Origin of the sequence: Sphingomonas sp. UNC305MFCol5.2 (genome assembly GCF_000712135.1) — a bacterium.
GTDB lineage: Bacteria > Pseudomonadota > Alphaproteobacteria > Sphingomonadales > Sphingomonadaceae > Sphingomonas.
Genome location: NZ_JOOE01000003.1, coordinates 850414 through 857500, shown reverse-complemented (window position 1 = coordinate 857500; position 7087 = coordinate 850414). Strand labels below are relative to the sequence as shown.

Here is a 7087-nt window from a genome sequence, read left to right as displayed (position 1 = left end):
CGGACGGCGCGTGGCGGCGCCTGCGGCACCGACGCCTTCCGCCAAGACGGTGCAGGGCGCCGTACCGGTCGCCTCGGTGGCCGACATCGGCAAAAGGGTGCGCGAGGCCCGGCTCGCAATGGGCATGACTCAGCAGCGCTTCGCCGACATGGCGGGTGTCGGGCGGCGCTTCCTGATTGAGCTCGAGCAGGGCAAGCCAAGCCTCGAGATCGGCCGCGTGCTCGCCGTCTGCAAGGCGGCCGGGATCAAGATTGTCTTGGTCGCATGAGCGTCCGCCTGTCGCTCGATGTCTGGTTCGATGGCCACCCCACCCCGATCGGCCGGCTCGACGCGCTCGAAACCAAGGCGCTCACATTCCGATATTCCGAGGACTTTGCCGCCACCGGGCAAAGCATCTCGCTGTCCCTGCCTGCCGGCATCGAACCGGTCGGCGATCCGCTGACCCGCGCCTTTTTCGACAATCTCCTGCCCGAGAACGACCAGATCCGGCGCGTGATCGAGCGCGAGGGGCTGGATCGTGCCGATATCGTCGACATTCTCGCGCATGTCGGGGGCGATTGTCCGGGTGCGATCTCCTGCCTTCCCCTCGAAGCCCCGCCGATCAAGGTTCCGGGTGACCTGGCGGAGGATTACCGGCCGCTGGACGCGGAGGAGCTGGCGTTGATCGTCCAGCGCCTGGCCGATCGCCAGTCGCTGCCCGAGGATATCGTCGATCCGTCGCCGGTCGCCGGCGTCCAGAGCAAGCTGCCGCTCACGATTCTGCCCGATGGGCGCTTTGCGCTGCCCGCGTCCGACCGAAAGGTGCCGACGACGCATATCCTCAAGGTTCCGCGCCGCGCCGAAGCAGTAGAGGCGCTGCAGGAAGAGGCGGCATGCAATCTGGCGCAGGCATGCGGGTTTGATGTGTCCAACTCGCGGCATATCAAGGTTGAGGGCGTGGACGCGCTGCTGATCGAACGGTTCGATCGGTTCGTGATCGACGGCACGGTCTACCGGCTCCATCAGGAGGATTTCGCGCAGGCTCTGGGGCTGCCGGCGAGCCTCAAATATGAGCGGAAGGGAATCGAGGGCCGCAAGTTCGATACCGCAGCTGCGCGTTCGGTTCTCGACCGTCTTTCGAGTCCGGCGCGCGCACGCGAGACTTTCGTGCTCGCTACGCTCTTCAACCTGGCGATCGGCAACACCGACAACCACGCCAAGAATTTCGCGATTCTCTATGGGCTGCGCGGCGAGCGGCTGTTGGCGCCACTCTACGACCTCCTGCCGATCCGCCTGCACGGCCGTTACACGCATGAGTTCGCTTATAATCTCGGCGGCGCGTCCCATTTCGACGAAATGACACGCGCGCAGATGGAGGCGTTTCTCGCCGAATTCGGGCTTGAGGGAGCACGCACACGGCGCTTCATTGACGGGCCCGTGCGCGAAATGCTTGCCGTGGTCGAGCAACAGGCGCCGTTGCTGCGCAAGATCGGACAGCGATTCTTCGACGATCTCATCGGGCGCGAACTTACCCGGCTCGTCGAACTGCTCGACCTACCGCTGAAGATTGCGGAGCGGGACTATTTCGAAGCGGTGGGCGATGGCGGCTGGCGCGCCGGCAGCTAGCCTTCGTCCTGATCGGCCAAGGCCGGATCGCATCGACATTGAGACGCACTTGATGACGCCGTGCGGGGTCAATTCACCCCTCGATTTGTCCTCGGTCGTGCACGGTCGCCCGCACCGGAACGGCGGATTCTTCCTTCTGCCGTGCAGAGCGAGGGAATCTTGGGTCTAAGCGGCAAACCACTCTCGAGAGATCGGCCGCATCAGCCGAGCACGCGCCGCTCACACGAGCCGCTGCGTGCGCGATCGATGGGACTCGCTGTCCAACCGCCATCCCTTGCCGGCAATGTCTCTCGAGCGCGTCGGCGGTGCGGAGTTCGGCGATCCAACGCTGGTTGCCATCGAATTTTGGAGCCACCAATGGCCCCAACGGTGGCCCCAAATGTGGGGGCGTAGCTCACTCGCAGATCGCCTGCGTTGACATGCTCAAGCGCGCGCCAGGGAGCGGGCGCCGAAGATTGATTGAAGGGTGCAGCCGCCGACCGCGCCGCGGATACGACCTGGCTGTCATGCCTGTGAGTGCGGCCATTCCGAGAAACTTACGACGATCTTGGCTCGCGGCGGCGTTGGAGCTGTCGGCCATCGTCGGAACTCCATCGTTCGATCCCGCCATCATACGAGCGGTTGGTTGGCTAGTCATGTCGAGGTGCGCCAGCAGACTTCCTTTGTCCGGTGACACTCCGGCCTAGGCCGCGCAGTATCCGCACTTAGCCCTCAGTGCGGAGGCGGCTAGCCGCATCATATCGCTACTGAAGGCTAGTGCGCTGTGACCGGTCATTTGCCCGAGGCAGCGATCTCGATAAGCGCGGTGACCTCGCCTGGATGGGAGACCATCACCGCATGCGAGGCGCCTTCGACGACGACGACCTTCCGTGCATGCGCGCGCTCCGCCATGAATTTCATCACCGAAGCCGGAATATTCCGGTCGGCTGTGCCGTAGATCATGTAGGACGGCAACGCCTTCCAGCTGGCGACGCGTGAGGGTTCGCCGAGCGCGGACAGAGTTACAGGGCGCTGCGTGGCCGCCATCGCCGCTGCCCGCGCTTCGGGAACGTCGGCGGCGAACTGGGCGTGGAACTTCTCGGGTCGGATGTAGAGATCCTCGTCGCCACCGGGGAGCGCGATCGTCTTCAGGCTGTCGCCCAACGTACTTCCCGGGAATTTCGAGGAAAGCGTGAGGCTCGACTCTCCGGTCTCGGGCGCGAAGCCGGCCACATAGACCAGCGCCTTCACATTGGCATTGCCGTCGGCCGCCTCGGTGATCACCGGGCCGCCATAGGAATGGCCGACCAGCACGACGGATCCCTTAATCGACTTGACGATACCTGAGACAGCGGCGGCGTCACTCGCAACCCCGCGTAACGGATTGGCGGCGGCGATGACAGTATAGCCGTCCTTCTCGAGCCGGGCGATGACCGAATCCCAGCTCGAGCTTTCGGCGAAGGCGCCGTGCACGAGCACGATTACCGGCTTGGGGGACGTGGCTTGGGTCTGAGCCAAAGCGGAACCTGAGAGGAGCAAGGCTGCGGAAAGCAGCAGGCTGGAAAAGCGCATGAAGGGTCTCCTTTGGGGGCTCTAGTTGACGGGCATCGAGAGTCGGGGCGGCTGGAGGCTGTCACGCAGCCAATCGTCGAACCTGAGCGCGGCGATGCGTGCTTCGGGACCGGGCAGCAGCGAGCGCTCGCCAAGCGCGGCGCCGAAATAGGGCGCATTGATATCCGCCACGATCCGGCGGGTATCCTCGAAGGCGGTGGCGATCTCGGCCGCCACCTGATCTAGCCGTAGCTGCTCCGGCCCGGCGACCTCCACCACGCCATTGAAGGGATCGCTCAACGCCGCATCGGCCAACATATCGGCCAGATCCTCGCCCGCGATCGGCTGGACGAGCGCGGGCGCGATGCGGATGTCGCGCGCCGTGCCGGCCTGCACCACGTCGCGGACGAACTCGAAGAACTGAGTGGAACGCAGGATCGTGAACGGAATGCCCGAGCCGGCGACCATCTCCTCCTGCAGCTTCTTGCCGCGGAAATAGCCGCTCGCGAGCAGGCCGTCGGTACCCACGATCGACAGGACGACATGATGGCGCACCCCGGCGCGACGCCCCACCTCGAGCAGGTTCCGGCCGGAGGCCTCGAAAAAGCGCAGCGCTGCGTCGCCGTCGTCGGGCGAGACGTTGGTGACATCGATCACCACTTCCGCCCCCGCCAGCGCTTCGGCCAGCCCGGCGCCGGTGAAGCTGTCGACGCCGGTGCGGCGCGAGGCCTCGACGACGGGCAGGTCCTCCTGCCGCAGGTTGCGCACGAGCCGCTCGCCGATCCGGCCGCGGCTCCCGATCACCGCGATCTTCATGTCAGCGCCTCGATCGAAGACGCGTCGATCGAGGGAAGCGGCACGAACAGCCCTTCCTCCATCAGCGCCTGCCGGACGGTGGGGCGCTCGGCGACGCGCTCGAAATAGCCGAGCATCGAGGGCGATATCGGCACCTCGAACGCCTGCGCCCAGCGCAGCATGACGAAGAGATAGGCGTCGGCCACCGTAAAGCGCGGGCCGAACAGATAGAGCTCGTTGATATGCTCCTCGATCAGCGCCAGCCGCAGGGCGACCGCTTCGCTGGCGGCGGCGCGTTCGCCCACGTCCTCGGAATGCCAGAACGGCTTGAACGCGACGTGCAACTCGGTCGATAGCCAGGAGAGCATCTCGATCAGCCGGGTGCGGCCGAGCGGGCCACCCGGCGCCAGACCCGAATCCAGTCCTGCGATGAACTCGAGGATCGCGGTGTTCTCGCTCACCGCATTTCCGTCATCGAGCACCAGCAAAGGAACGTAGCCTTTGGGGTTGATCGCGACATAGTCATAACCGTGCTCGGTGGTCTTGGTCTTGATGTCGACCCGCTCGAACTCGGCGGCGAGGCCGGCCTCGTGCAGCGAGATCCGGCCGGACAGGCTGCAAGCGCCGGGGGCGTAATAGAGCTTCATGATCTGGTCTCCTGAGGAAGGGCGGGCAAGCGCAGGGTGACGACGGTCCCGACGCCGGGCTCGCTCTCGATCGAGATGCTGCCGCCGGCACCGCGCACGAAGCGTTCGACCATGGGCAAGCCGATGCCGCCCAAGCCGTCGCGCTTGGTGGTGAAGAATGGATCGAAGGCGTGCGCGAGCACTGCAGGTGGCATACCGGACCCGCGATCACCGACGCGGAGATCGACCGAGCCGGCGACGGCGTGCGCGTCGATGCGCACGCTCCCCTTTCCGCCCATCGCATCGCGCGCATTGAGAACGAGGTTGAGGATTGCGCGGCGCAACTCGATGGAGTCGCAGGCGATATCGGGCAGCCCCGGCTCGATCGCGATGTCGAGGGTCAGCCCCGCATCTTCGCGGGCGACGATCAGCGTTGCGATGTCCGCCAGGCAGTTGGCGATATCGCAGCGCGGGGGCAGCGCAGCGGTGTCCCGGGCGCGCATGACGGACTGCCTGACGATCGTGCCGGCATGATCGAGCGAGGTCCGGGCGCGATGCAAGATCGGATCACGGCGACTCTCCGGCATCTCCGGCGTGCGGGCGACGATGTTGAGTGCGGAGCTCGCGATCTGGATCAGGTTACCCAAATCATGGAGCACGCCTGCGGCGGCGACCGCGAACGCGTGATTGCCCTGCCCCTCTTCGATGGGCGGCAGGATTTCGGATGCGCGCGGTACAGGCTGACAGAGCATCACGTTCGTCCTTCTCCAAGGGGGGCCGCAGGGCGCCGAGTGGGTCGCCCCGCGGCCCGCCGGTCAGGCGGCGGCCGCCGTCGGCGTCTCGACGGGATGGATGGCGCGCAGGCTGATCTGCACCCGGTTCCACAGGTTGATCGCGCCGATCGACAGCGTCAGCCAGGCGATCTCGACCTCGTTGAACTGGGCCTGGAGCATTGCATAATCAGCATCCGGCGCATGGGTCTTGCCGATGCGGGTGACCACTTCGGTCCAGTTGAGCGCGGCGCGCTCGCGATCGGTGAAGGCCGGGGAATCGCGCCAGCCGTCGAGCAGGTGGATGCGCTGGTGGCTCTCGCCGTTCTTGATCGCGTCCTTCACGTGCATGTCGATGCAGAACGCGCAGCCGTTGATCTGCGAGGCGCGGATCTTCACCAGCTGGAGCAGGCTGTGCTCGACGCCGGAGCCGGCGATCGCAGTCTCGACGCCGATCATCGCCTTGGTGCCTTCGGGGGCGATCTGGAAGATGTTCATACGGGGGGTCATTTCAGTCTCCTTGCTTGGGGGATCAGAGGTTGCGGGCGGCGCGACGGTCGCGCAGCGCGAACAGGGTGAGGCCGGCGCCGATCAGCGCAGGCAGCGAGACGGCAGGAAAATCGCGCACCAGTGCCGAGGGGCCGCAGATGCCCGCCGCGACTTCCCACAGGTGGAAAAGCGCATGGCAGGCGAGCCAGAGCGTCGCCCCGCCCCACAGCACCAACCGCCCCTCGCGCCGGAACGTGCCGATCAGGAACGCCGCGCCGAGGAACAGGAAGATGATGCCGATGTCGCGGATGAAGTGCTGGTTGAACGGGCCGGTGGTGGTCACCCCCGGCACGGCGAAATACCAGCCAACCGGAGAGATCAGCATGTAGAGGCCGTTCGCGATCCCCCCGATGCCCAGCAGCATCGCTAAGAAAATCACGGCCGGTTGGAGCATCGGCGTATCGCGCACGGCGCCGATCGGAGGGACGTTCATTTCGCCACCGGCGCGGGCACGTTGGCGAGCCACCAGTCGAAGCCGGTGGTGCCGAGCCGGGCGTCCGGCCCGGGCATCAACGAAGCATCGTCGATCGTGACACCAAAATAGGGGGCCGCCGGATCGGCGACCACGCGGCGCGGGTCCTTGTCGAACGCGAGCACCCGCGCGACCAGTTCGTCGATGCGCCAGGCCTGCGGGCCCGCCACTTCGATCATGCCGTTCACCGGCTCAGCGCGCGCGGCCCGGGCAACCGCGACCGCGACATCCTGCGCCGCCATCGGTTGGAAGCGCGCCGGCGGGAGTCGAACCGTGTCGCCCTCGGCAGCCGAATTGGCGATGCCGCGCAGGAACTCGAAGAACTGGGTGGCGTGGATCAGCGTGAACGGGATGCCCGAGGCCGCGATCCCCTGTTCCTGAGCCAGCTTGGCCCGGAAATAGCCGCTGGCCTGGAGCCGATCGGTGCCCACGACGGAAAGAGCGATGTGGTGATGCACCCCCGCCTTTTTCTCGGCCGCAGCGATATTGCGCCCCGCCTTTTCGAAGAAATCGAGCGCCGCCGGGCCGTCGAGCGTCGGCGAGTTGGAAACGTCGATCACGACCTCGGCGCCTTCCAACGCGCGATCGAGCCCCGCGCCGGTCAACGTGTTCACGCCGGTATTGGGTGCGGCAGCGAACACCTCGTGTCCGTCCCTGGCGAGCAGGGCGACGGTCTTCGAGCCGATCAGGCCGGTACCGCCGATCACTACGATCTTCATGTCTCTTCCTTTCGTTGAGGG

At 66.1% G+C, this 7087-nt stretch carries 9 protein-coding genes (1 of these 9 cut by a window edge); 2 read left to right on the top strand and 7 right to left on the bottom strand.

Going from position 1 to position 7087, the window contains the following annotated elements; translation table 11 throughout:
* Both BR78_RS22015 and BR78_RS0115990 read left to right on the top strand, forming a co-directional pair.
* Nucleotides 1-268: the 3' portion of a helix-turn-helix transcriptional regulator gene (locus tag BR78_RS22015; RefSeq protein ID WP_081855813.1), read on the top strand. The gene continues 527 nt to the left of window position 1, outside the view; only the last 268 of its 795 coding nucleotides appear in the window; its start codon lies off the left edge, out of view; its stop codon occupies nucleotides 266-268.
* Nucleotides 265-1605 carry a type II toxin-antitoxin system HipA family toxin gene (locus BR78_RS0115990; protein ID WP_025587717.1) on the top strand — a complete coding sequence of 447 codons (1341 nt, stop codon included), beginning with the start codon at nucleotides 265-267 and terminating at the stop codon, nucleotides 1603-1605. Before BR78_RS22015 ends, BR78_RS0115990 begins: the two co-directional genes overlap by 4 nt.
* A gap of 771 nt (nucleotides 1606-2376) precedes the next feature.
* On the opposite strand, the gene BR78_RS0115985 is transcribed toward BR78_RS0115990, so the two are convergent.
* The 7 genes from BR78_RS0115985 to BR78_RS0115955 form a co-directional block, all read right to left on the bottom strand.
* Nucleotides 2377-3156 (bottom strand): alpha/beta fold hydrolase, encoded by a 780-nt coding sequence (locus BR78_RS0115985; RefSeq protein WP_029937050.1) that lies wholly within the window; start codon nucleotides 3154-3156, stop codon nucleotides 2377-2379.
* A 21-nt stretch (nucleotides 3157-3177) separates the two neighbouring features.
* The gene (locus BR78_RS0115980) at nucleotides 3178-3951 is read right to left on the bottom strand and encodes an SDR family oxidoreductase (RefSeq protein WP_029728529.1); all 774 of its coding nucleotides are present in this window, start codon (nucleotides 3949-3951) and stop codon (nucleotides 3178-3180) included.
* Nucleotides 3948-4577: a glutathione binding-like protein gene (locus tag BR78_RS0115975; protein ID WP_025587316.1), complete on the bottom strand. Its 630-nt coding sequence runs from the start codon at nucleotides 4575-4577 to the stop codon at nucleotides 3948-3950. The genes BR78_RS0115980 and BR78_RS0115975 overlap by 4 nt, the downstream gene beginning before the upstream one ends.
* A complete protein-coding gene (locus BR78_RS0115970) occupies nucleotides 4574-5203 on the bottom strand; it encodes a sensor histidine kinase (protein ID WP_197021389.1) in 630 nt (209 codons plus the stop codon). Before BR78_RS0115970 ends, BR78_RS0115975 begins: the two co-directional genes overlap by 4 nt.
* A 168-nt stretch (nucleotides 5204-5371) precedes the next feature.
* Nucleotides 5372-5836 (bottom strand): carboxymuconolactone decarboxylase family protein, encoded by a 465-nt coding sequence (locus tag BR78_RS0115965; RefSeq protein WP_025587320.1) that lies wholly within the window; start codon nucleotides 5834-5836, stop codon nucleotides 5372-5374.
* 22 nt (nucleotides 5837-5858) lie between these two features.
* Entirely contained in the window at nucleotides 5859-6308 is a 450-nt protein-coding gene (locus BR78_RS0115960) for a hypothetical protein (RefSeq protein WP_231478278.1), read from the bottom strand.
* Nucleotides 6305-7066 carry an SDR family oxidoreductase gene (locus tag BR78_RS0115955; protein WP_025587324.1) on the bottom strand — a complete coding sequence of 254 codons (762 nt, stop codon included), beginning with the start codon at nucleotides 7064-7066 and terminating at the stop codon, nucleotides 6305-6307. The genes BR78_RS0115960 and BR78_RS0115955 overlap by 4 nt, the downstream gene beginning before the upstream one ends.
* Between the last annotated feature and the right edge of the window lie 21 nt (nucleotides 7067-7087).

Coding starts and splice junctions, on each gene's coding strand:
- BR78_RS0115990 (WP_025587717.1), top strand. CDS start 265: ATGAGCGTCCGCCTGTCGCTCGATGTCTGGTTCGATGGCCACCCCACC.
- BR78_RS0115985 (WP_029937050.1), bottom strand. CDS start 3,156: ATGCGCTTTTCCAGCCTGCTGCTTTCCGCAGCCTTGCTCCTCTCAGGT.
- BR78_RS0115980 (WP_029728529.1), bottom strand. CDS start 3,951: ATGAAGATCGCGGTGATCGGGAGCCGCGGCCGGATCGGCGAGCGGCTC.
- BR78_RS0115975 (WP_025587316.1), bottom strand. CDS start 4,577: ATGAAGCTCTATTACGCCCCCGGCGCTTGCAGCCTGTCCGGCCGGATC.
- BR78_RS0115965 (WP_025587320.1), bottom strand. CDS start 5,836: ATGACCCCCCGTATGAACATCTTCCAGATCGCCCCCGAAGGCACCAAG.
- BR78_RS0115960 (WP_231478278.1), bottom strand. CDS start 6,308: ATGAACGTCCCTCCGATCGGCGCCGTGCGCGATACGCCGATGCTCCAA.
- BR78_RS0115955 (WP_025587324.1), bottom strand. CDS start 7,066: ATGAAGATCGTAGTGATCGGCGGTACCGGCCTGATCGGCTCGAAGACC.